The organism is Conexibacter arvalis, from assembly GCF_014199525.1.
Lineage (GTDB): Bacteria > Actinomycetota > Thermoleophilia > Solirubrobacterales > Solirubrobacteraceae > Conexibacter > Conexibacter arvalis.
The window spans coordinates 653,574-672,937 of sequence record NZ_JACHNU010000001.1; the positions used below are offsets into that span (position 1 = coordinate 653,574).

19 protein-coding genes and 1 tRNA gene are annotated in these 19,364 nt (G+C 70.7%); 13 read left to right on the top strand and 7 right to left on the bottom strand.

The genetic code is table 11. The features are described 5' to 3' along the window. Nucleotides 1-39 precede the first annotated feature (39 nt). The 6 genes from gyrA to dnaA form a co-directional block, all read right to left on the bottom strand. The gene (gyrA, locus tag BDZ31_RS03070; protein WP_183338865.1) at nt 40-2,655 is read right to left on the bottom strand and encodes a DNA gyrase subunit A; all 2,616 of its coding nucleotides are present in this window, start codon (nt 2,653-2,655) and stop codon (nt 40-42) included. A 79-nt stretch (nt 2,656-2,734) separates the two neighbouring features. Further along, the gene (gene gyrB, locus BDZ31_RS03075; protein WP_183338867.1) at nt 2,735-5,161 is read right to left on the bottom strand and encodes a DNA topoisomerase (ATP-hydrolyzing) subunit B; all 2,427 of its coding nucleotides are present in this window, start codon (nt 5,159-5,161) and stop codon (nt 2,735-2,737) included. Nucleotides 5,162-5,334: 173 nt separating this feature from the next. After that, the gene (locus BDZ31_RS03080) at nt 5,335-5,649 is read right to left on the bottom strand and encodes a DciA family protein (protein WP_183338869.1); all 315 of its coding nucleotides are present in this window, start codon (nt 5,647-5,649) and stop codon (nt 5,335-5,337) included. Further along, the gene (gene recF, locus BDZ31_RS03085) at nt 5,646-6,755 is read right to left on the bottom strand and encodes a DNA replication/repair protein RecF (protein WP_183338871.1); all 1,110 of its coding nucleotides are present in this window, start codon (nt 6,753-6,755) and stop codon (nt 5,646-5,648) included. The genes BDZ31_RS03080 and recF overlap by 4 nt, the downstream gene beginning before the upstream one ends. Nucleotides 6,756-6,764: 9 nt before the next feature. Beyond that, complete coding sequence (gene dnaN / locus BDZ31_RS03090) at nt 6,765-7,868, bottom strand: DNA polymerase III subunit beta (RefSeq protein WP_183338873.1); 1,104 nt, start codon at nt 7,866-7,868, stop codon at nt 6,765-6,767. A gap of 126 nt (nt 7,869-7,994) precedes the next feature. Then, nucleotides 7,995-9,380, bottom strand: a complete 1,386-nt coding sequence (dnaA, locus tag BDZ31_RS03095; protein WP_183338875.1) for a chromosomal replication initiator protein DnaA — start codon at nt 9,378-9,380, stop codon at nt 7,995-7,997. A 359-nt stretch (nt 9,381-9,739) separates the two neighbouring features. Here dnaA and rpmH point away from each other — a divergent pair, with 359 nt between their 5' ends. The 11 genes from rpmH (at nt 9,740) to BDZ31_RS03150 (ending at nt 15,644) form a co-directional block, all read left to right on the top strand. Beyond that, nucleotides 9,740-9,874 carry a 50S ribosomal protein L34 gene (gene rpmH / locus BDZ31_RS03100; RefSeq protein ID WP_012937401.1) on the top strand — a complete coding sequence of 45 codons (135 nt, stop codon included), beginning with the start codon at nt 9,740-9,742 and terminating at the stop codon, nt 9,872-9,874. Next, nucleotides 9,874-10,269 carry a ribonuclease P protein component gene (rnpA, locus tag BDZ31_RS03105; protein WP_183338877.1) on the top strand — a complete coding sequence of 132 codons (396 nt, stop codon included), beginning with the start codon at nt 9,874-9,876 and terminating at the stop codon, nt 10,267-10,269. The genes rpmH and rnpA overlap by 1 nt, the downstream gene beginning before the upstream one ends. Further along, nucleotides 10,266-10,529, top strand: coding sequence for a membrane protein insertion efficiency factor YidD (gene yidD, locus BDZ31_RS03110; protein ID WP_183338879.1), 264 nt, complete (start codon nt 10,266-10,268; stop codon nt 10,527-10,529). Before rnpA ends, yidD begins: the two co-directional genes overlap by 4 nt. Before the next feature lie 12 nt (nt 10,530-10,541). Beyond that, entirely contained in the window at nt 10,542-11,480 is a 939-nt protein-coding gene (locus tag BDZ31_RS03115; protein WP_183338881.1) for a YidC/Oxa1 family membrane protein insertase, read from the top strand. Then, entirely contained in the window at nt 11,477-11,944 is a 468-nt protein-coding gene (locus BDZ31_RS25790; protein WP_183338883.1) for a KH domain-containing protein, read from the top strand. Before BDZ31_RS03115 ends, BDZ31_RS25790 begins: the two co-directional genes overlap by 4 nt. A gap of 109 nt (nt 11,945-12,053) precedes the next feature. After that, complete coding sequence (locus BDZ31_RS03125) at nt 12,054-12,416, top strand: hypothetical protein (RefSeq protein ID WP_183338886.1); 363 nt, start codon at nt 12,054-12,056, stop codon at nt 12,414-12,416. Further along, entirely contained in the window at nt 12,413-13,150 is a 738-nt protein-coding gene (gene rsmG, locus BDZ31_RS03130) for a 16S rRNA (guanine(527)-N(7))-methyltransferase RsmG (RefSeq protein WP_183338888.1), read from the top strand. Before BDZ31_RS03125 ends, rsmG begins: the two co-directional genes overlap by 4 nt. A gap of 123 nt (nt 13,151-13,273) precedes the next feature. Next, on the top strand, nt 13,274-14,032 hold the full coding sequence (locus BDZ31_RS03135) for a ParA family protein (protein ID WP_183338890.1): 759 nt from the start codon (nt 13,274-13,276) through the stop codon (nt 14,030-14,032). Further along, nucleotides 14,025-14,915, top strand: coding sequence for a ParB/RepB/Spo0J family partition protein (locus tag BDZ31_RS03140; RefSeq protein ID WP_183338892.1), 891 nt, complete (start codon nt 14,025-14,027; stop codon nt 14,913-14,915). Before BDZ31_RS03135 ends, BDZ31_RS03140 begins: the two co-directional genes overlap by 8 nt. A 48-nt stretch (nt 14,916-14,963) precedes the next feature. Beyond that, nucleotides 14,964-15,037, top strand: a tRNA-Ile gene (locus BDZ31_RS03145). A 115-nt stretch (nt 15,038-15,152) separates the two neighbouring features. Then, nucleotides 15,153-15,644, top strand: coding sequence for a bifunctional nuclease domain-containing protein (locus tag BDZ31_RS03150; RefSeq protein ID WP_183340961.1), 492 nt, complete (start codon nt 15,153-15,155; stop codon nt 15,642-15,644). 63 nt (nt 15,645-15,707) lie between these two features. Here BDZ31_RS03150 and BDZ31_RS03155 read toward each other — a convergent pair whose 3' ends face one another. Beyond that, nucleotides 15,708-17,093, bottom strand: coding sequence for an aminotransferase-like domain-containing protein (locus BDZ31_RS03155; RefSeq protein ID WP_183338894.1), 1,386 nt, complete (start codon nt 17,091-17,093; stop codon nt 15,708-15,710). A 102-nt stretch (nt 17,094-17,195) separates the two neighbouring features. On the opposite strand from BDZ31_RS03155, the gene BDZ31_RS03160 reads away from it, so the two are divergent. Beyond that, nucleotides 17,196-17,786: a DUF4126 family protein gene (locus BDZ31_RS03160; RefSeq protein ID WP_183338896.1), complete on the top strand. Its 591-nt coding sequence runs from the start codon at nt 17,196-17,198 to the stop codon at nt 17,784-17,786. Between the two features lie 16 nt (nt 17,787-17,802). Then, a complete protein-coding gene (locus tag BDZ31_RS03165) occupies nt 17,803-19,284 on the top strand; it encodes an alkaline phosphatase family protein (protein ID WP_183338898.1) in 1,482 nt (493 codons plus the stop codon). Nucleotides 19,285-19,364 lie beyond the last annotated feature (80 nt).

Below are 19,364 nucleotides of genomic sequence, written 5' to 3' on the forward strand. Positions count from 1 at the left end.
CCGTGTCAGACTTCGTCCCCGTCTTTGCGGACTCGCCGATCAGGCGTCGCCGGCCGGCTCGTCGTCGTCGCCGCCGGCGGGCGTCTCGCCGTCGGCGCCGTCCGGAGCGGCGGCGTCGCCGGCCTCGTCGACCGCGACGACACCGTCGCCGGCGGCCGGCTGGCCGTCACCGAGCGCGAGCTCGAGCGCCCCCTCCTCGCTGTCGGGCGCCGACTCGACGACCAGCGCGATCGCGCGGACGCTGTCGTCGTCGCGCACGTTCATCACGCGCACGCCGGTCGCCGCGCGGCCCTGCTGGCTGATCCCGCGCACGCCGGTCCGCTGGACCATGCCGGACTGCGAGATGAAGACCAGCTCCTGATGGTCACGGACGACGAGCGCGCCGGCGAGGCCGCCCTTCGTCTCGGTCAGTCTGATCGTTCTGACGCCCTTCGCGCCGCGCGAGGTCTTGCGGTACTGGTCGATTCTCGTCCGCTTGCCGTAGCCGTTCTCAGTCACGACGAGCAGGTCCTGGTCGTCGCGCGCGACGTCCATCGCGATCACCTCGCCGCTGGGCCCGACGTCCATCCCGCGCACGCCGCTGGTGTCGCGGCCCATCGCGCGGGCGTCGTCCTCGCTGAAGCGGACGGTCAGGCCCGCGCGCGAGACGATGATCACCTCGTCGCCGATCTCGACGCGGCGGACGGCGACCAGCTCGTCGTCCTCACGGATCTTGATCGCGATGATGCCGTCGGCCTTGATCGGCGTGTTGTACGCCTGCAGCTCGGTCTTCTTGACCGTGCCGTTGCGGGTCGCGAACAGCAGGTACGGCGCCTCGCTGAAGTCGCGCGTCGACAGCACCGACTGGACCCGCTCGCCCTCGCGCAGCGGGAGGATGTTGACGAGCGCGCGGCCCTTCGCGGTGCGCGACGCCTCCGGCAGGTCGTAGACCTTCGAGCGGTAGACCTTGCCGCGGTTGGTGAAGAAGAGCAGGAAGTCGTGGGTCGAGCAGACGAACAGGTGCTCGATGTAGTCCCCGTCCTTCATGTCCATCCCGGTCACGCCGACGCCGCCGCGGCGCTGCTGACGGTAGGTCGCGAGCGGGAGCGACTTGATGTAGCCGGTCTGCGTGATCGTGATGACCATCTGCTGATCGGCGATCAGGTCCTCGATGTCGATCTCGCCCTCGGCGTAGGAGATCTGCGTGCGGCGCTCGTCGCCGTACGCCTCGCCGATCTCGTTCAGCTCCTCCTTGATGATGTCGAGCACCCGCTGCTCGTCGCCAAGGATGTCGCGCAGCTCTCTGATGCGCTCCATCAGGTCGGCGTGCTCCTGCTTGAGCTTGTCGACCTCGAGCGCCGTGAGGCGGCCGAGCGTCATCTGCAGGATCGCCTCGGCCTGGCGCTCGGAGAGCTCGAATCTGTTGACGAGGTTGACGCGCGCCTGCTCGCGGTCGGCCGATCCGCGGATGATCGCGATCACCTCGTCGATGTTGGCCTGCGCGATCAGCAGGCCCTCCAAGATGTGCGCCCGCTCCTCGGCCCGCCGCAGCTCGTACTTCGTCCGGCGGACGATCACCTCGCGCTGGTGGTCGACGTAGCGGCCGATCACCTCGCGCAGCGAGAGCGTCTTCGGCACGTTGTCGACGAGCGCGACCATGTTCACGCCGAAGGTCGTCTGCATCGACGTGTGCTTGTAGAGCTTGTTCAGCACGACCTTCGGCAGCGCGTCGCGCTTCAGCTCGATCACGAGCCGCATGCCGTGGCGGTCGGACTCGTCCCGGATGTCGGTGATCTCCGGGATCTTCTTGTCGTTGACGAGCTCGGCGATCTTCTGGATCAGCCCGCCGTCGCCGCCCTTCTTGACCTGGTAGGGCAGCTCGGTGACGACGATCGCCTCCTTGCCCTGCGACAGCGGCTCGATGTGCGCGCGCGCCTGGACGCGGACGCGGCCGCGGCCGGTCGCGTAGGCGTCGCGGATGCCGCCGACGCCAAGGATGATGCCGCCGGTCGGGAAGTCCGGGCCTCTGACGTGCTGCAGCAGCCCGTCGACGTCGATCTCGGGGTTGTCGATGTAGGCGATCGTCGCCGCTATGGTCTCTCTGAGGTTGTGCGGCGGGATGTTCGTCGCCATGCCGACGGCGATCCCGGACGAGCCGTTGACGAGCAGGTTCGGGAAGCGCGCCGGGAGGACCAGCGGCTCCTGGTTCTTGCCGTCGTAGTTGGGCCCGAAGTCGACGGTGTCCGCGTCGATGTCGCGGAGCATCTCCGTCGCGATCCTCGCGAGGCGCGCCTCCGTGTAGCGCATCGCCGCGGCCGGGTCGTCGTCGACCGACCCGAAGTTCCCCTGCCCGTCGACGAGCGTGTGGCGCATCGAGAAGTCCTGCGCCATGCGGACGATCGTGTCGTAGATCGAGGCGTCGCCGTGCGGGTGGTACTTGCCCATCACCTCGCCGACGATGCGGGAGGACTTCGCGCGCGGGCGGTTGGGCTGCACGCCCATCTCGTTCATCGCGAAGAGGGCGCGGCGATGGACCGGCTTGAGACCGTCGCGGACGTCGGGCAGGGCGCGCCCGACGATCACGGACATGGCGTAGTCGAGATACGCCGATCTCATCTCCTCCTCGAGCGCGCGCGGCTCGATGTTGCCGCCGCTGAGCTGATCGGTTGCGCTCATCGCTGATCCTTCCTAGTCCCGGAAGAGCGAGCCTCCAGGCGAGTTCTTCCAATCTGATGCAAGGCCGCGGGCCGCCGCATCAGACGTCCAGGTTGGTCACGAGGCTTGCGTTCTCCTCGATGAAGTTGCGCCGCGGCTCGACCTGATCGCCCATCAGCATCGAGAAGACGCGCTCGGCGGCGGCGGCGTCCTCCATCGTCACGCGGGCGAGCGTGCGGGTCGCGGGATCCATCGTCGTCTCGCGGAGCTGCTCGGCGTTCATCTCGCCGAGGCCCTTGAAGCGGTTGATCTCGACGCCGCGGCTGGCCATGTCCATCACCTTCGCGCGCAGCTCGTCGAACGAGACCGCCGTCTCGCGGTGGTCGCCGAGGCGGATGTCGAACGGCGGCGAGCCGACCGCCTGCACGAGCTGCTCGTGCACGCGCACGAGCTGGCGGTACTCGTTCGCCTGCAGCATCGAGCGGCGGACGTGGCGGGTGCGGGCGTGGCCGGTTCTGCGCTCGACGGAGCGGACGACCAGCTCGTCGTCGTTGCGGTCGGCCAGCTCGACCGTGAAGGCGGCGCCGTCGACCTCCGGCTGCTCGAGCAGCCTGACGAGGCCCTCCTCGTCGGTCACGTGCGCTTCGAGGATCCCCGACTCGTGCAGGAAGTCGACGACGTCGTGGCGCGACAGCGCACGCAGCGCCGAGGCCCAGCCGCCGTACTGCTTGAGCAGGCGCGTGAACCGCTTCCAGCGCGCCTCGGTCAGTCTCTTCTCGTCGCCGGTGCGGTCGAAGACCGAGAATCTCTCGAGCTTGTCGGCGAGCAGGATCTCCTCCAGCTCGGAGTCCTTTTCGATGTAGCGCTCGGTCTTGCCCGCCTTCATCTTGTAGAGCGGCGGCTTGGCGATGTAGACGTAGCCGGCGTCGATCAGCGGCAGCATCTCGCGGAACAGCAGCGTCAGCGCGAGCGTGCGGATGTGGGCGCCGTCGACGTCGGCGTCCGTCATCAGGATGATCTTGTGGTAGCGCGCCTTCTCGATGTCGAAGTCGTCGCGCACGCCGGTGCCGATCGCGGTGATCAGCGCCTGGATCTCGGCGTTGCTCAGGACCTTGTCGATGCGGGCCCGCTCGACGTTGAGGATCTTGCCGCGCAGCGGCAGGATCGCCTGGGTCGCGCGGTCGCGGCCCTGCTTCGCGGAGCCGCCGGCCGAGTCGCCCTCGACGATGAACAGCTCCGAGAGGGCCGGGTCCTTCACCGAGCAGTCGGCGAGCTTGCCGGGCAGGCGCGAGTTCTCCAGCGCCGACTTGCGCCGCGTCAGGTCGCGCGCCTTGCGCGCCGCCGAGCGGGCCTGCGCCGCCTGGACCGCCTTGAGGATGATCGCCCGCGCGTCCTGCGGGTTCTCCTCGAGGAACTCGTCGAGGCCCTTGTTGACGATCGACTCGGTCAGGCCCTGCATGCCGGGGTTGCCGAGCTTCGTCTTCGTCTGCCCCTCGAACTGCGGCTCCGACAGCTTCGCGGAGACGACGGCCGTGAGGCCCTCGCGCACGTCCTCGCCGGCGAGGTTCGGGTCTCTCTCCTTCAGCAGCTGTCTCTCGCGCGCGTACTTGTTGAGCGTGCGGGTCAGCGCCGAGCGGAAGCCGGAGAGGTGGGAGCCGCCCTCGTGGGTGTTGATGTTGTTCGCGAACGAGAAGACCGACTCCTGGTAGGAGGAGTTCCACTGCATCGCGACCTCGACCGCGCCCTCCTCGGACTCGCTCGAGAAGTAGACGATCTTTCTCTGGACCGGCTCCTTGTTCTCGTTCAGGTACGCGACGAAGTCCTGGATGCCGCCGTCGTACTGGAAGTCGACGCTCTTGCCCTCGCCGCGCTCGTCGGTCAGGCCGATTCTCAGCCCTCTCGTGAGGAAGGCGGTCTCGCGCAGGCGCTCCTCGAGCGTCGAGAAGTCGAAGTCGAGCGTCTCCATCACCTCGGCGTCGGGCAGGAAGGTGATCGTCGTGCCGGTCGCGGTCGTTCTCTCGCCTCTGGCCAGATCGGCCTGCGGCACGCCGCGGACGTACTCCTGCGTCCAGACCCAGCCGTCGCGGCGGATCTCGACGCGCAGCGACTCCGACAGCGCGTTGACGACCGAGACGCCGACGCCGTGGAGGCCGCCGGAGACCTTGTAGCCGCCGCCCTCGCCGAACTTGCCGCCGGCGTGCAGCACCGTCAGCACGACCTCGACGGCCGGCTTGCCCTCCTTCTCCATCACCGCGACCGGGATGCCGCGGCCGTCGTCGACGACCGTGATCGAGTTGTCCGGGTGGATCGTGACGTGGACTTCGCCGGCATGGCCGGCGAGCGCCTCGTCGACCGAGTTGTCGACGACCTCGTAGACGAGGTGGTGCAGACCGCGGATACCGGTCGAGCCGATGTACATGCCGGGACGCTTGCGGACCGCCTCGAGTCCTTCGAGGACGGTGATGTCCTGGGCGTCGTAGCTGGGCGAGGGGTTCGGCTTGTCAGCCGCGGGTCTGTCGGTGGCCAACGATCCTCCGATGACGTTGCAACGCCCCGGACCCGCGCCGATGCAGAGGCGCGCCGGGGCGTGAGAGGCAGGTGATCTGAAGAATAGCACAGCGGCCGGTGCGAACCGGCCTGGAAGACCGGGTGAAATCCCTGCAAATCACGGGAAACGAGGGGCGTGAATCGACCCGGTTCTCACCGCCCTCCCCGCCCGCCGCGCGTTCCGGTGACACATCTGAGCTTTCTGACGGCCGGACGGCCGATCGCTCCGTTGAGCTGCTCGATCATCGCCGGAGCCATCAGCGCGAGCTCGTTGGCCCACGTCGCCGAGCTGCACGCGACCGTCACCGTGCCGCCCCGCTCGAAGACCGGCTCGGCCTCCCTCGCGATCAGGGGGCCGACCGCGCCGGGCCACGCGCGCTGGACCTCGGCCAGCAGCGTCGCCGGCGCCAGCGACCGCTGCAGCGCCTCGACCGCCTCGCCGATCGGACGCGGCGCGCGCCGTCTCACGGTTGCTCCCGCAGGTCGTCGGCGCGCACCTCGCCGTCCTCGACGCGCAGGCGCCGCACGTCGGCGCCATCGCCGCCGGGCACGTGCTCGAGGTCGGTCGTCGTGACGACGCTCTGGCCCACGCCGCGCAGCAGCTCGACCAGCCGCCCGCGCCGCTCCCTGTCGAGCTCGCTCATCACGTCGTCGAGCAGCATGACGGGCACGGCGTCGCGGGTCGCGGCGATCGCCTCGCGCTCGGCCAGCAGCAGCGCGAGCAGCGCCAGCCGCTGCTGCCCCTGCGAGCCGTAGGCCCGCAGCTCGCGGCCGTCGCGCGTCAACGCGAGGTCGTCGCGGTGCGGCCCGTGGCCGCTGAAGCCGCGCTCGAGGTCGCTCGTGCGGCGCTCCTCCAACTCGGCGACGAGGCCGTCGGCGTCGGTCGCCTTCGAGCGCGGCCGGTAGGCGACGCGCGGGTCGCCGTCGAGGCCGAGGTCGGCCGCGATCGCGCCGAAGCGCTCGGCGACCGCGTCGATCGCGGCGGCGCGATCGGCCATCAGCGCGATCCCGTGGCGCGCCAGCTCGCGGTCCCAGGCGGCGAGCGACGTCGGCGAGACGGCCCCGTCGCGCACCCGTGTCAACAACGCGTTGCGCTGTGCGAGCGCCTGTGCATAACCGCGGCGCGTCGTCGTGCGCGCCGGCCACAGCGCCGCGACGACCTGGTCGACGTGGGCGCGGCGCAGCGACGGCGTCCCCTTCACCAGCTCGAGGCGATCGGGCAGGAAGACGCTCACGAGCGGACGGCCCGGAACGTCGAGCAGCCGCTCGACCCGCACGCCGTCGGCGGTGAGCCGCTTCGGCTGGCCGGCCTCGAAGCCGACGCTGAGCCGGTGCGGCCCGTCGTCGGCCTCGGTCTCGACCTCGACGCGTGTCACCTTCTGACCGAAGCGGACCAGCTCGCGATCGTTGGTCGTCCGCGCCGAGCGGCCGGTGCAGCCGAAGTAGAGCGCGTCGAGCAGGTTCGTCTTGCCGGCGCCGTTGCGGCCGGTGACGACGGTCAGCCCGGCGCCCAGCTCGACGTCGGCGCTCTCGTAGCTGCGGAAGTTGCGCAGCGACAGGCGCACCACCCGCATCGGCGCGCGCTACACGTTCAGGCGGATCGGCATGATGAGGTAGAGGAAGCCGCCGTCCTCGGCCGACTGGATCAGCCCCGGCCGCAGCGGCGAGATCAGCTTCAGCAGCACGTCGCCGGAGCCGACCGCCTCGAGGCCGTCGCGCAGGAAGTCGGGGTTGAAGCCGATCTCGAACGGCTCGCCCTGGAAGGCGACCGGCAGCGACTCTCTCGCCTCGCCGATGTCGGGCGTCTGGGACGACACCGTCAATTCGCCGGGCGCGAACGACAGCCGCAGCGGCGCGTTCTTCTGCGCCAGCAGGCTGATGCGGCGGACGACGTCGGTGACCTCGCCGCCGGCGATCGTCAGCTCGTGCTCGTAGCTCTCCGGCAGCAGCTGGCGGTAGTTGGGGAACTGGCCCTCGATCAGGCGCGAGGAGAGGATCACGTCGCCGATCTGGAAGACGACCTGGTTCTGTCTGACGCCGACCGTCAGCGTCTCGCCGTCGACCTGCTGGACCAGGCGCGCCAGCTCCTGCAGCGCGCGCGCCGGCACGTTCGCCTCGAAGCCGCCGGCGAGCGGGTGCTCGAGCTGCGTCTCCTTGACGCTGAGGCGGTACGAGTCGGTCGCGACCATCCGCAGCTCGCGCTCGGAGGCCGAGACCATGATCCCGGTCAGGACCGGGCGCGTCTCGTCGCGCGAGGCGGAGTTGGCGACGCGCAGGACGGTGTCGACGAACGCCCGCGCCGGGACGGTGACGTTGCCCTCCTGCTCGGGCTCGGGGAAGGGCGGGAAGTCCTCGGAGCGCAGCGTCCGGATGTGGAACTGGGCGTTGCCGGCGACCAGCTCGACGTCCTGCTCGGCGGGGCGCTGCTCGAGCGAGACCGACGGCGCCGACAGCGAGCGGACGACGTCGACGAGCAGGCGGGCCGGCAGCAGGATCGTGCCCTCCCGCTCGACCTCCGCGGTCAGCGGGACGCGGAGCGCGATCTCCTGGTCGGTCGCGCGCAGCTCGACGCGGCCGCCGGCGGCGATCAGCTGGACGCCGGAGAGCGCCTGGGCGCGCGTCGAGGCGACGCGGCTGACGGTCTGAAGCTGGGCGAGCAGTTCTTCGCGCGCGGCCGAGATCTTCACGATGGATACCTCGAGATAAGGATGTTCTTCGTAGTAGGGAGCAAGGAGATGTGCACAACTCGTCGAAATGCCCGCACATAGCGGGCAGGCTGCGCACATCGGCGCGCCCGCGGGCTCAACAGTCTGTCAGGAACCCCGGTCGGCATCGGGCTCCTGGAGGCGGGCGGTCAGCCCCTGCACGAGCTCGAACGCCTCGGCGTCGGCCGCCATCCGCTCGCTGGCGCGCCGGCAGGCGTGCAGCACCGTCGTGTGGTTGCGGCCGCCGAAGGCCCGTCCGATCGACGGCAGCGTCTCGTCGGTCAGCTCGCGCGAGAGGTACATCGCGACCTGGCGCGCCCAGGCGACCCTCGCGCTGCGGTCGGGGGAGCGCAGCGCCTCGGGCGAGACGCCGAGCCGCTCGCAGGTCGCCTCCTGGATCTCGGTCAGGGTCCGTCTGCGCGGCTGCGACGAGCCGGGGTAGAGGCCGTCGAGCACGTGGGTGACGAGCGCCTTGTCGATCGGTCTGCCCGTCAGCGAGTGGAAGGCGACGACGCGGATCAGCGCGCCCTGGAGGGCGCGGATGTTGCTCGTGATGCGGTCGGCGATCGGCTCGATCGCGTCGGGCTCGGCGAGGCTGACGCCGTCGTGTTGCACGCGCTTGCGCAGGATCGTCATGCGCGTGGCGAGGTCGGGCGGCCTGATGTCGGTCACGAGGCCCGACTCGAACCGCTCGCGCAGCCGGTCGGCGAGCGCGTTCATGTCGCGCGGCATGCGGTCGCAGGTGACGACCAGCTGGCTGCCGGTCTCGTACAGCGCGTTGAAGGTGTGGAAGAACTCCTCCTCGGTCTTCGCCTTGCTCTCGAGGAACTGGACGTCGTCGATCAGGAGGATGTCGGTGTCGCGGTAGCGGCGCTTGAACTCCTCGACGTTGGAGGAGTGGAGGGCGTGGATGAAGCGGTTCGTGAACGCCTCGATCGTCGTGTAGCGGACGGTGAGGCCGTCGCCGTACTCGCGCACGTAGTTGGCGATCGCGTGCAGCAGGTGCGTCTTGCCGAGGCCGGGGGGGCCGTAGATGAAGAGCGGGTTGTACGCCTGCCCGGGCAGCTCGGCGACGGCGAGCGCGGCGGCGTGCGCGAGGCGGTTGCCGTCGCCGATCACGAACTGGTCGAAGGTGTACTTCGGGTTGAAGCTCTCGTCGGCGTTGGCCGCGGTCGGGCGGCGGGGCGGCGCGCTCGCCGCCTGCGCGGCCTCGGCGGCCGCCGGCTCGGCGCCGTCGGGCAGCGGATCGTCGAGCGAGACGACCTCGACCGTCGTCGCGGGTCCAAGGATCGCGGCGGCCGAGCTCTGCAGCACGCGCGAGAAGCGGTCGGCGACCCAGGTGCGGATCTCGTCGGGGGCGCCGATCAGGAGGGCCTGGCCGTGGAGCGCGCGGGCGCGCAGCGGTGCCAGCCAGAGGTGGTAGGTCGAGTCGGTGACGGAGCGCCGGAGCTCGGCTTGGATCTGGGACCAGGTGTGCTCGAGCTGCGTGTGCACAGGCGTCGTCGACCGACTCCTCGTCGGAAGGTGAGAGGGGGATGGAGGGGTCCGGGAGACCCCGGCAGGGCGGCGAATATAGCAGTGGCCGGACGGCATGCTCGGCCTGCGCGCCGGCACCCGCGAGGGGAGTGCGCAAATCGCGGGAAAAAGGTTGAGGAGCCGCCGATCGGCGGGTTGTCGACAGCTGTCGAGCGGCTGTTCGCAACCATGTGCACAGTGCGCTCGCGTCACGCTCCCGGCCGCGGGCCGCGACGGCGGCGTCGTCCGGGGCGCGGTGTATGGCGGCCCGCCCCGGCAGGGCTTTCGGCCGCAAGCCTGCGTATACTTGCGTGCCCCCTCGAACGGGAACGTGAGCCATGAAACGCACCTACCAGCCCAAGAAGCGCAAGCGCGCCCGCACCCACGGCTTCCGTGAGCGGATGCAGACGCGCGCCGGTCGAGCCACGCTCAAGCGTCGCCGCGACAAGGGCCGCAAGCGCCTCACCGTCTGATGAGCGCGCGGCCGGGCGTCGCAGCCCGGCGGAGCAAGCGGGGACGGCTGTCCCGCAGCGCCGAATTCGACCGGGTGTTTCGTCAGGGACGCTCGATTGCGAACCGCGTCCTTGTTCTGTACGCCTTCCCTCGCGCAGAGGAGGGCGAGCCGCGCCTTGGCCTGTCCGTCTCCAAGAGAGTCGGCGGAGCCGTCGAGCGAAACCACGTGAAGCGCCTCCTGCGGGAGGCGTTCGCGCATGAGTCCTCCGGGCTCCCCGACGGCGTCGACATCGTCGTCGTCGCCCGTCCCGAGGCGCGGGTCGTCGCCGAGAGCGACGGGCTCGACGGGATCAGAGCGGCGCTCGCCGAGCTGATCGGAAGAGCGCGCGAGCGCGCCGCCGGGGAGCGGAGATGACGTGGGCCAGGCGGGCGGCGATCGCGCCGATCCGCTTCTACCAGCGGTTCATCTCGCCCGCTCTCCCGCGGCGCTGCAAGTACGAGCCGACCTGCTCGGCCTACGCCGCGCAGGCGATCAAGGAGTACGGCATACTGCGCGGGCTGGTGCTCGCGGGCTGGCGGCTGATGCGCTGCAATCCGTGGAGTCATGGGGGCTATGACCCCGTCCACGACCAGCGCCTCTTCCCCCAACGCCGACCGACCGCTCCGAGCGCCTGACCGACCCTTTCGATGCCCGTCGTCTTCGCGAACATACTCCAGCCCCTGATCGACCCGCTGCACGAGGTCCTGCTCTTCTTCCACGGCCTCGTGGACAGCTGGGGGCTGGCGATCATCCTGCTGACCATCAGCGTCCGGCTCGTCCTGCTTCCGCTGACGCTGAAGCAGGTCAAGTCGATGCAGCGCCTGCAGCTGCTTGCGCCTGAGCTGAGAAGAATCCAGGCGAAGTACAGAAACGACAAGCAGCGCCAGCAGCAGGAGATGATGCGGTTCTACCAGGAGAACAGAGTCAATCCGCTCGCCTCCTGCTTCCCGCTCCTCTTCCAGCTGCCGTTCTTCATCGCGCTGTACTACATGCTCCAGTCCGACCTGCGACTGGACATCTGCGGCCAGGACGCGGTCGCCTGCGCCAGCGCCAGCGCCGCCGACTTCGCGAAGGCCGGCTCGACCCCGGGCGCGGAGAGCTTCCTCTTCATACCCGACCTGACGGGCAGAGCGACCGGTGCGGTCCTGATCGTCCTGATCCTGCTCTACGTCGGCTCGCAGATCGCCTCGGGCCTCCTGAGCACGGCGTCGATGGACAGAAACCAGCGCATGATCATGCTGGCGCTGCCGATCGTCTTCGTCGCGTTCATCATCAACTTCCCGGCCGGCCTGATGGTCTACTGGATCACGACCAACTTCTGGACGATCGTGCAGCAGCTGATCGTGCGCAAGACGGTCGGCCTGCCGAACAGAAATGCCGCGCTCGCGACCGCGGGCGCACCAGGCGGAGCCGCGGCGCTCGCCAGAGGCAGCGGGTCCGGCGGTGGCCGCGCGAAGGCCGGCAAGGTCTCGGGTGGCAAGGGCAACGGCAGTGCCGCGCCGAGAACTGAGACTCCGGTCCGCTCGACCGGAGGGCCTCCGCCGTCGGCGCGGAGAAGAAAGAAGCGATCGGGGAGGCGTCGGTGACACCTGCGCGTAGTGAGGCCGCCGAGCGGGTCGAGGAGCTGCTGACGCGGATCCTCGACGCGGTCGGCGTCGATGCGGAGGTCGAGATCTCCGAGGATGCCGAGGCGGTGACGGCTGTGATCGAGGGCGAGGACCTTGGGCTGCTGATCGGCCGTCACGGACAGACGATCGATGCGATACAGCACCTCGCCTACCGTGCGGCCTTCCGGGGTGCCGACGGGCGCAAGCGCGTCACCGTCGATGCCGCCGGCTATCGCGAGCGGCGCGCCGCGCTGCTCCAGCACGACGCCGACGAGGCCGTCGAGGAGGCGCTGCGCATCGGCGCTCCGGTGGCGCTCGACGCGATGAACGCCGTCGAGCGGCGGGTCGTGCACGAGTACCTGCGCGATCGTGACGGCATCGAGACGTACAGCGAGGGCGTCGAGCCCGACCGGCACCTCGTGGTGGCGCCGGCGAAGCAGTAGGCGCATGCTGGTCGCTCCGCGCCGGCGTCGCCACGGCGGCGCGATGAGGAGCGGCCAGCGCGATCCCGGTGTTTCACGTTTTTCATGACGGTGAAACAGATTCCTCGCGATGGCTGAGTTGACCGCGTTCGAGCAGGGGCTGTTCGTCGGCATCCTCGTCGGTGAGGGGTCGTTCGGCGGCGACGGCAGACAGCCTCAGATCACCGTCCGTATGCACACGCGGCATGAGGCGCTCTTCCAGTGGATCGCCGCTCGCTTCCCGAGAACCAAGCTGTACGGGCCCTATCACCATGGCGAGCGGTCGTACTACCAGTGGATGGCGCGCGGCCCTGCCCTGGTCGAGGACGTGCTGCCGGTCCTGGAGCGGTCGTTGACGCCCGAGATTGATGGTCATGCGTTCGCCCGTTTCGAGGCGATGAAGCAGAAGTACGCCGACTACATCGCGCGCATCCGGGCGCGCGCGGAGCTGTGAGCGGCGCGGTCGACGCACGGATCGCGGAGCTCGTCGCCCGCTACGGACTTCCCGACGAGTCGACGCGCCCCCTCGCGCAGCTCCTCGAAGCGCTCGACGACGAGCATGCGCCGACCACCGTGCGCGCGCCGGAGGAGGCGATCGACGTCCACCTCGCCGACTCGCTCGCCGGACTCGAGCTGCCCGCGATCCGCGACGCCCGTTCGATCGCCGACCTCGGCGCCGGCGCCGGCTTTCCCGGATTGCCCCTCGCCGTCGCGCTGCCCAAGGCGCGGATCACGCTGGTCGAGAGCATCGCGCGCAAATGCGCCTTCATCTCCGCCGCCGCGCGCGCGGCGGCGATCGAGAACGCGGAGGTCGTCGCCGCGCGTGCTGAGGAGTGGGCGGACGGCATCGGGCGCAACGACGTCGTGACGGCTCGCGCGCTCGCGCCGCTCGGGGTGCTCGCCGAGTACGCCGCGCCGCTGCTGCGCGAGGGCGGGCTGCTCGTCGCGTGGAAGGGCCGGCGTGACGACGACGAGGAGCGGGTCGCGGCCGCCGCGGCCGCCGAGCTGGGGCTCGAGATCGAGGAGATCCGGCCCGTCGCGCCGTATGCCGGCGCCGATCATCGCCATCTCCATCTCCTGCGTAAGGTCGCCCCGACACCTGCGAGATTCCCCCGCCGGCCGGGCATGGCGCGGAAACGACCGCTCGGAGCGAGGGTCGGCGGTTCGTCCGACCGCCCTCAGCGCTAAGGTCCACGACCGTAGAGTCGCGCTGGGGGCGCCGCCCGCGCCTCCACCGCAGGAGGACCGAACTTCGCTGCCTGACCGGCAAACGGCGCCGGCGCGTCAGCTCGAGCCACGAAGGAACGATTGATGGCAACCGTCTACGCGATCGCGAATCAGAAGGGCGGCGTCGGCAAGACCACGACCGCGGTCAACCTCGCAGCGTGCATCGCCGAGGCCGGCTACGAAGCGCTGCTGATCGACATGGACGCCCAGGCGAACGCGACCGTCGGCCTCGGCATCGCGAAGGACAGCGAGCCGAGCGTCTACGACGTGCTCGCCGGTGATGCGACGATGGAGGAGGCGATCCGGCCGACCGGCATCGAGCACCTCTCGCTCGTCCCGGCGAGCCCCGATCTCGCGGGCGCCTCGGTCGAGCTGCCGCGGATCGAGAACTCCGAGGTGCGGCTGCGCGAGGCGATCGCCCCGATCCGCGACCGCTACACCTTCACGATCCTCGACTGCCCGCCGTCGCTGGGCCCGTTGACGGTCAACGCCCTCGTCGCCGCCGATCGCGTGATCGTGCCGGTGCAGGCCGAGTACTTCGCGCTGGAGGGCCTCGCGGGCCTGCTCGACACCCTCGGCCTGATCCAGCGTGAGCTCAACCCCCGCCTCACGATCGCCGGGATGCTCCTGACGATGCACGACGGCCGCACCCGGCTGGCGCAGGACGTCGAGCGCGAGGTCAGGGAGCACTTCCCGACGCTCGTCTTCGACACCGTGATCCCGCGCAACATCCGCGTCGGCGAGGCGCCCAGCTTCGGGCGCCCGGTGATCCACCACGATCCCCATTGCGCCGGGTCGGACGCCTACTTCGAGCTTGCGAAGGAGGTGGCGGCACGTGGCTGAGAAGTCGCGCGGGATGGGCCGCGGGCTGTCGGCGATCCTGTCGGCGGCGCCGAGAGAGGACGGCGAGGAGCTGCGCACGCTCCCGGTCGACCTGATCGCGCCCAACCCCAACCAGCCGCGGCGCAGCTTCGACGAGGAGGCGCTCGTCGCGCTCGCCGAGTCGCTGAAGGCGCGCGGCGTGCTCCAGCCGGTGCTCGTGCGTCCCGTCGCCGGCGGCGGCTTCGAGCTGATCGCCGGCGAGCGGCGGTGGCGCGCGGCGCGGATCGCCGGCCTCGCCGAGATCCCCGCGATCGTCCGCCAGCACGACGACGCGGCCTCGCTCGAGCTGGCCGTCATCGAGAACATGGCGCGCGAGGACCTCAACCCCGTCGACGAGGCGCGCGCCTGCGCCGCGCTCGTCGAGGAGCTGAACCTGACGCGCGAGGACGTCGGCCGGCGCGTCGGCCGCAGCCGCGTCGCGGTCTCCAACCTGATCCGGCTGCTCGACCTGCCCGACGAGGCGCTGACGCTGCTGGAGCGCGGCGAGCTGACCGAGGGCCACGGCCGGGCGCTGCTGCTGGCGACCGAGCACGACGACCGGCGGCGCCTCGCCCGCGACACCGTCGTCAACGGCTGGTCGGTCCGCGAGCTGGAGCGGCGCGCCCGGCATGCCGCCGAGGTCGCCGCGGACGCACCGCGCGTCCCGCGCCGAGCGGCCGCTCCAAGGATCCATCCCGACCAGCAGCACGCGATCGAGCGCCTGTCGGACACCTTCTCGCAGGCGGTCGGCTCCGACGTGAGAGTCGCGGCGCAGGGCAGCGGATACCGCGTCCAGCTGACGTTCGAGTCGATCGAGGAGGCGCTCGAGATCGCCCGCCGACTGGGCGTCGAAGCGGTTCTGTGAGGTCACCACGCACGAGATGGCCTCGGCCCGCTAGAATCGCGCTTCGCGGGGCGATTAGCTCAGTCGGTTAGAGCGCTTCTCTGATAAGGAAGAGGTCCCTGGTTCGAATCCAGGATCGCCCACTCCACGAGGCCCGCGTCGCGGGCCTCGTCTCGTCCTTGGGGTCGCCGCAGCGCGTTCGAGCTTCCCGGATCGCTGCCTATACTTGGATCTCACCCCAGGCTTAGGAGCATGGAAGTGCAGGAAATGGTCATCTACGGCGTCAGCTTCGACATGGTCGGCAAGCAGCCGATCGTGCTGCTGAAGACCGTCGACAGCAACAAGTTCCTGCCGATCTGGATCGGTCACCCCGAGGCCGCCGCGATCCTGATGAAGCTTCAGGGCGCGACGACGCCCCGGCCGATGACGCACGACCTCCTCTCCGAGATGCTGTCGGAGCTCGACGTCAACTGCTCGCGCGTCTCGGTCACCGAGCTGCGCGAGAACACCTTCTACGCCTCGATCACGCTCAGCGTCAACGGCCGCGAGCTGGAGATCGACTCCCGCCCGAGCGACGCGCTCGCGCTCGCGGTCCGCTCCGGCGCGCCGATCTTCGCGGCCGAAGAGGTGATCGCGGAGTCGGCGATCGAGTTCGAGCACGAGGTCGAGGACACCGAAGAGGTCGTCGAGAAGTTCAAGGACTTCCTCGACCAGGTCACGCCGGAGGACTTCGCCGGCGGCGAGAGCTGACGGCGCGCGCGCACCGCTCCACGCCGGCGACCGGTCGCCGGTCGGCCACGGCGCGCCGACTCCTCAGCGGTCCTGCTCGGCGCGCTGCTGCGACGCCTGGCGGCGGGGCAGCTCGACGACCCGCGCCAGCTCCTCCGCGCCGGGCTCCTGCCCGTTGGCGGCCGCGAGCGGGGGCGCCGGCTCCATGCCGGTGAGCGTGCCGTAGAGCGCGACCTGCTCGGCGACGACCGCGCCGATCCGCCGGATGCCCTCGCGGATCTCGTCCTCGCTGACGCCGGAGAAGTTCAGCCGCATCGAGGAGCCGCCGCGGCCGTCGAGGTAGGCCTGGCGACCGGGCACGAAGGCGACGTTGTCGCGCAGCGCGCGGGCGAGCAGATCGGTCGTGTCGATGTAGTCCGGCAGCGTCGCCCAGATGAACATGCCGCCCTTGGGTCGCGTCCACTGCGCCTCGCGCGGGAAGTGCTCGGCGAGCGCGTCGAACATCACGTCGCGGCGGCGGCGGTAGACGTCGCGCAGCGAGTGGACGTAGCGCTGCCAGTCGCCCGCCGAGAAGTAGGTGCTGACGAACAGCTGCGTCAGCGACGACGAGCAGAGGTCGGCCGCCTGCTTGCCGATGTTCATCTTCTGCAGCACCGGCCGCGGCGCCGCGGCCCAGCCGAGGCGGATGCCGGGCGAGAGGATCTTCGAGAAGGTGCCGAGGTAGATGACGAACTCGCCGCCGTCGAGCGCGTAGAGCGGCGGCAGCGGCTCGCCCTCGTAGCGCAGCATCCCGTACGGGTTGTCCTCCAGCACGAGCAGCTCGCGCTCGTGGGCGATCCGCACCAGGCGCTGACGGCGCGGCAGCGACATCGTCACGCCGCCCGGGTTCTGGAACGTCGGGATCGTGTAGATGAACTTCGGCCGGCGCCCCTCGCGCTCGAGCCGGTCGAGCGTCTCCTCCAGCTCGTCGATCCGCATCCCGTCGGCATCCATCGAGATCTGCACGACGTCGGCCTGGTAGGAGCAGAAGGTCGGGACGGCGCCGGGATAGGTCGGCGCCTCGGCGACGATCACGTCGCCGGGATCGATCAGCGTCTTGCAGACGAGGTCGATCACCTGCTGGCCGCCGGTCGTGACGAGCAGCTCGTCGGCCGTCACCTGCATCCCCTCGGCCGCCATCACGGCCTGGATGCACGCGTCGATGTCGTCGATCCCCTCGGTCGGGCCGTACTGCAGCGAGCGGGCGAGCGCCTCGCTCGCGATCGTCTGCATCACGCCGGCGTAGGTGTCGCGCGGGAACGACGAGGTGTCGGGGAGGCCGCCGGCGAGCGAGATCACCTCGGGACGCTGCGTGAGCGCCATCAGGTCCCGCATCGCGGAGGATTTCATCACCTGGGTGCGCGAGGAGAACAGCGCCGCGTAGCGCTCGATGTCACGGGCGTTCGATCGGGTCGGTTCTCTTCGCGTCATGGCGGGCCTCGCCGGTCCTCTCGCTCTGGACTTCGCCGCAACGGACCGAACACCTCGCCCCGTCGACTATCGTCATGCTTCTTTTTCAAGCTACCGGACCCGATGACACTCTTCCTCGCCATCTGCCTCGGAATCGGTCTCGCGCTCGGCGTGGGGCTGCGCCCGTTCCTGCCCGCCCTCCTGATCGGCGCGCTCGCGCGCGGCGACATCGGCATCGACTTCAGCGGGACCGATCTCTCCTTCCTCGAGTCGCCGGCCTTCCTGCTCGCGCTGCTGCTCGGCGTGATCGCGCTGGTGATCGCGGAGCGCCGGCTCGGGCCCGACAGAGTCGAGGCGGGCCCGGCCGGAGCGGTCGTAGCGGGCGTCGCGCTCGGGCTCGGCGCGCTCTACTTCGCCGGCGCGCTGGCCGACGACGACTACGCCTGGTGGCCGGGGATCGTCGGCGGCCTGCTGTGCGCGGCGCTGGCGGTCGCGACGGCGCGGGTCTTCTTCCGCCGCACGCGGGCGCGGCTCGACGCCGAGGCGCAGCGGGCGCTCCCCGTCTACGCCGAGGGGGCGGGCCTCGTGATCGCAGGCCTCTCGATCCTGTTCGCCCCGCTGGCGCTGATCGCGCTCGCCTTCGTCGCCTGGCTGCTGCTCGGCCAGCGCAGACGCGAGGGCCAGAAGTACGCCGGCCTGCGCGTCCTGCGGTGAGCGGCGGGGCCGGCTGATGCCGCGCAAGCTCGTCCTCACCGTCATCGACGGCATGAAGCCGGCGATGCTGGAGCGGGCGATCGCGACCGGGCGGGCGCCGACGCTGAAGGCGATCCGCGACCGCGGCGCCTACGTCGACGACTGCGTCGCCGCCTTCCCGTCGGTGACGCCGGTCTGCGCCGCCAGCATCGCGACCGGCGCGACGCCCGACGCGCACGAGATCCCGAGCATGAACTGGTTCTCGCGCGAGGAGGGCCGCTACGTCGAGTACGGCTCGTCGTTCTCGGCCTCGCGCAAGTTCGGCGTCCTGCGCTCGCTGACCGACACCGTCTACAACATGAACGCGCGCCATCTCTCGCGCGCGACGCCGACCGTCTTCGAGCTGCTCGACGACGCCGGGGTGCGGACCGCCGGCACGACGTACCTGATGTACCGCGGTCGCCACGAGCACCACGTGACGACCGACACGCCGCTCGCCCGGATCGCCAACGCGACCGTCTTCAGGGAGCCGGTGATGGGACCGCGCGAGCTGTTCTACGCCGATCTCTTCGCGAGCCGGCGGACCGGCTGCCGGGGCCAGTTCGGGATGCCGGGCGCCCGCGACGCCCACACCGGCTGCGTCGGCGCCTACCTGGAGGAGCACGACCTCTACGACTTCATGCTCTTCTCGCTGCCCGACAACGACACCTGGTCGCACCGCAACGGACCGCACGCGCAGGCGACGTCGATAGCGGCCGCAGACCGCCAGCTGGAGCGGCTCGTCCACGCCGGCGGCGGGCTCGACCGCTTCCTCGACGAGCACGCGATGATCGTGATGGCCGACCACTCGCACACCCAGGTCGAGCGGCGGATCCGGCTCGAGCCCGCCTTCGCCGACTGGTCGCTGGCGCGCCCGAACGGCGGCGGCTCGACCGACGGGGAGATCGCGATCAGCCCGGCGCAGCGCTCGGCGATGATCTACGTGCTCGCCGAGGAGCGGCGGTCGCAGCGTGCGGCCGAGGCGGCGAAGGTCGCGCTCGGCGTCCCCGGCGTCGACCTCGCGATGCGCCGCGCCGCCCCGCGCGAGGGCGTGATCGAAAGCGAGCGCGGCGAGCTGCACTTCGCGCCCGGCGGCGACCTGGTCGACCTGCGCGGCCGCCGCTGGAGCGTCGACGGCGAGCTGGCGGCGATCGGCGGGAGGATCGAGGACGGCCGCCTGCTGTCGTCCGACTACCCCGACGCGCTCGGGCGCGTCTGGTCGGCGCTCACCTGCCCGACCGCCGGCGACGTGCTGCTGTCGGCCGGTCCCGGCTGGGAGTTCGTCGACTGGGGCGGCGCCGCGCACGTCGGCGGCGGCAGCCATGGCTCGCTCCATCGCAGCGACTCGCTCGGCGCACTGCTGTGGTGCGGCGTCGGCCCGGCCCGGCGCGACGCGCGCGAGCAGTGGACGGTCCGCGACGCCTTCCCGATGGTCGCCGAGCACTTCGGCGTCGCGGCGCCGGCCGGCACCGCGCGCTGACGCGCCCGACGGCGCCCCGCTGGGGGTCGCCGGCGCGCGTTCTCATCTGAGCTTCGGCCGACAGCGGGGTACGCTGTTCC

What these genes read in the sequence shown, in the direction of transcription:
- gyrA (WP_183338865.1), bottom strand. Translation starts at nt 2,655, where the DNA reads ATGAGCGCAACCGATCAGCTCAGCGGCGGCAACATCGAGCCGCGCGCG.
- BDZ31_RS03125 (WP_183338886.1), top strand. Translation starts at nt 12,054, where the DNA reads ATGGCTGAGTTGACCGCGTTCGAGCAGGGGCTGTTCGTCGGCATCCTC.
- rnpA (WP_183338877.1), top strand. Translation starts at nt 9,874, where the DNA reads ATGAGCGCGCGGCCGGGCGTCGCAGCCCGGCGGAGCAAGCGGGGACGG.
- BDZ31_RS03155 (WP_183338894.1), bottom strand. Translation starts at nt 17,093, where the DNA reads ATGACGCGAAGAGAACCGACCCGATCGAACGCCCGTGACATCGAGCGC.
- recF (WP_183338871.1), bottom strand. Translation starts at nt 6,755, where the DNA reads ATGCGGGTGGTGCGCCTGTCGCTGCGCAACTTCCGCAGCTACGAGAGC.
- BDZ31_RS03165 (WP_183338898.1), top strand. Translation starts at nt 17,803, where the DNA reads ATGCCGCGCAAGCTCGTCCTCACCGTCATCGACGGCATGAAGCCGGCG.
- BDZ31_RS03115 (WP_183338881.1), top strand. Translation starts at nt 10,542, where the DNA reads ATGCCCGTCGTCTTCGCGAACATACTCCAGCCCCTGATCGACCCGCTG.
- rpmH (WP_012937401.1), top strand. Translation starts at nt 9,740, where the DNA reads ATGAAACGCACCTACCAGCCCAAGAAGCGCAAGCGCGCCCGCACCCAC.
- yidD (WP_183338879.1), top strand. Translation starts at nt 10,266, where the DNA reads ATGACGTGGGCCAGGCGGGCGGCGATCGCGCCGATCCGCTTCTACCAG.
- BDZ31_RS03160 (WP_183338896.1), top strand. Translation starts at nt 17,196, where the DNA reads ATGACACTCTTCCTCGCCATCTGCCTCGGAATCGGTCTCGCGCTCGGC.
- BDZ31_RS03135 (WP_183338890.1), top strand. Translation starts at nt 13,274, where the DNA reads ATGGCAACCGTCTACGCGATCGCGAATCAGAAGGGCGGCGTCGGCAAG.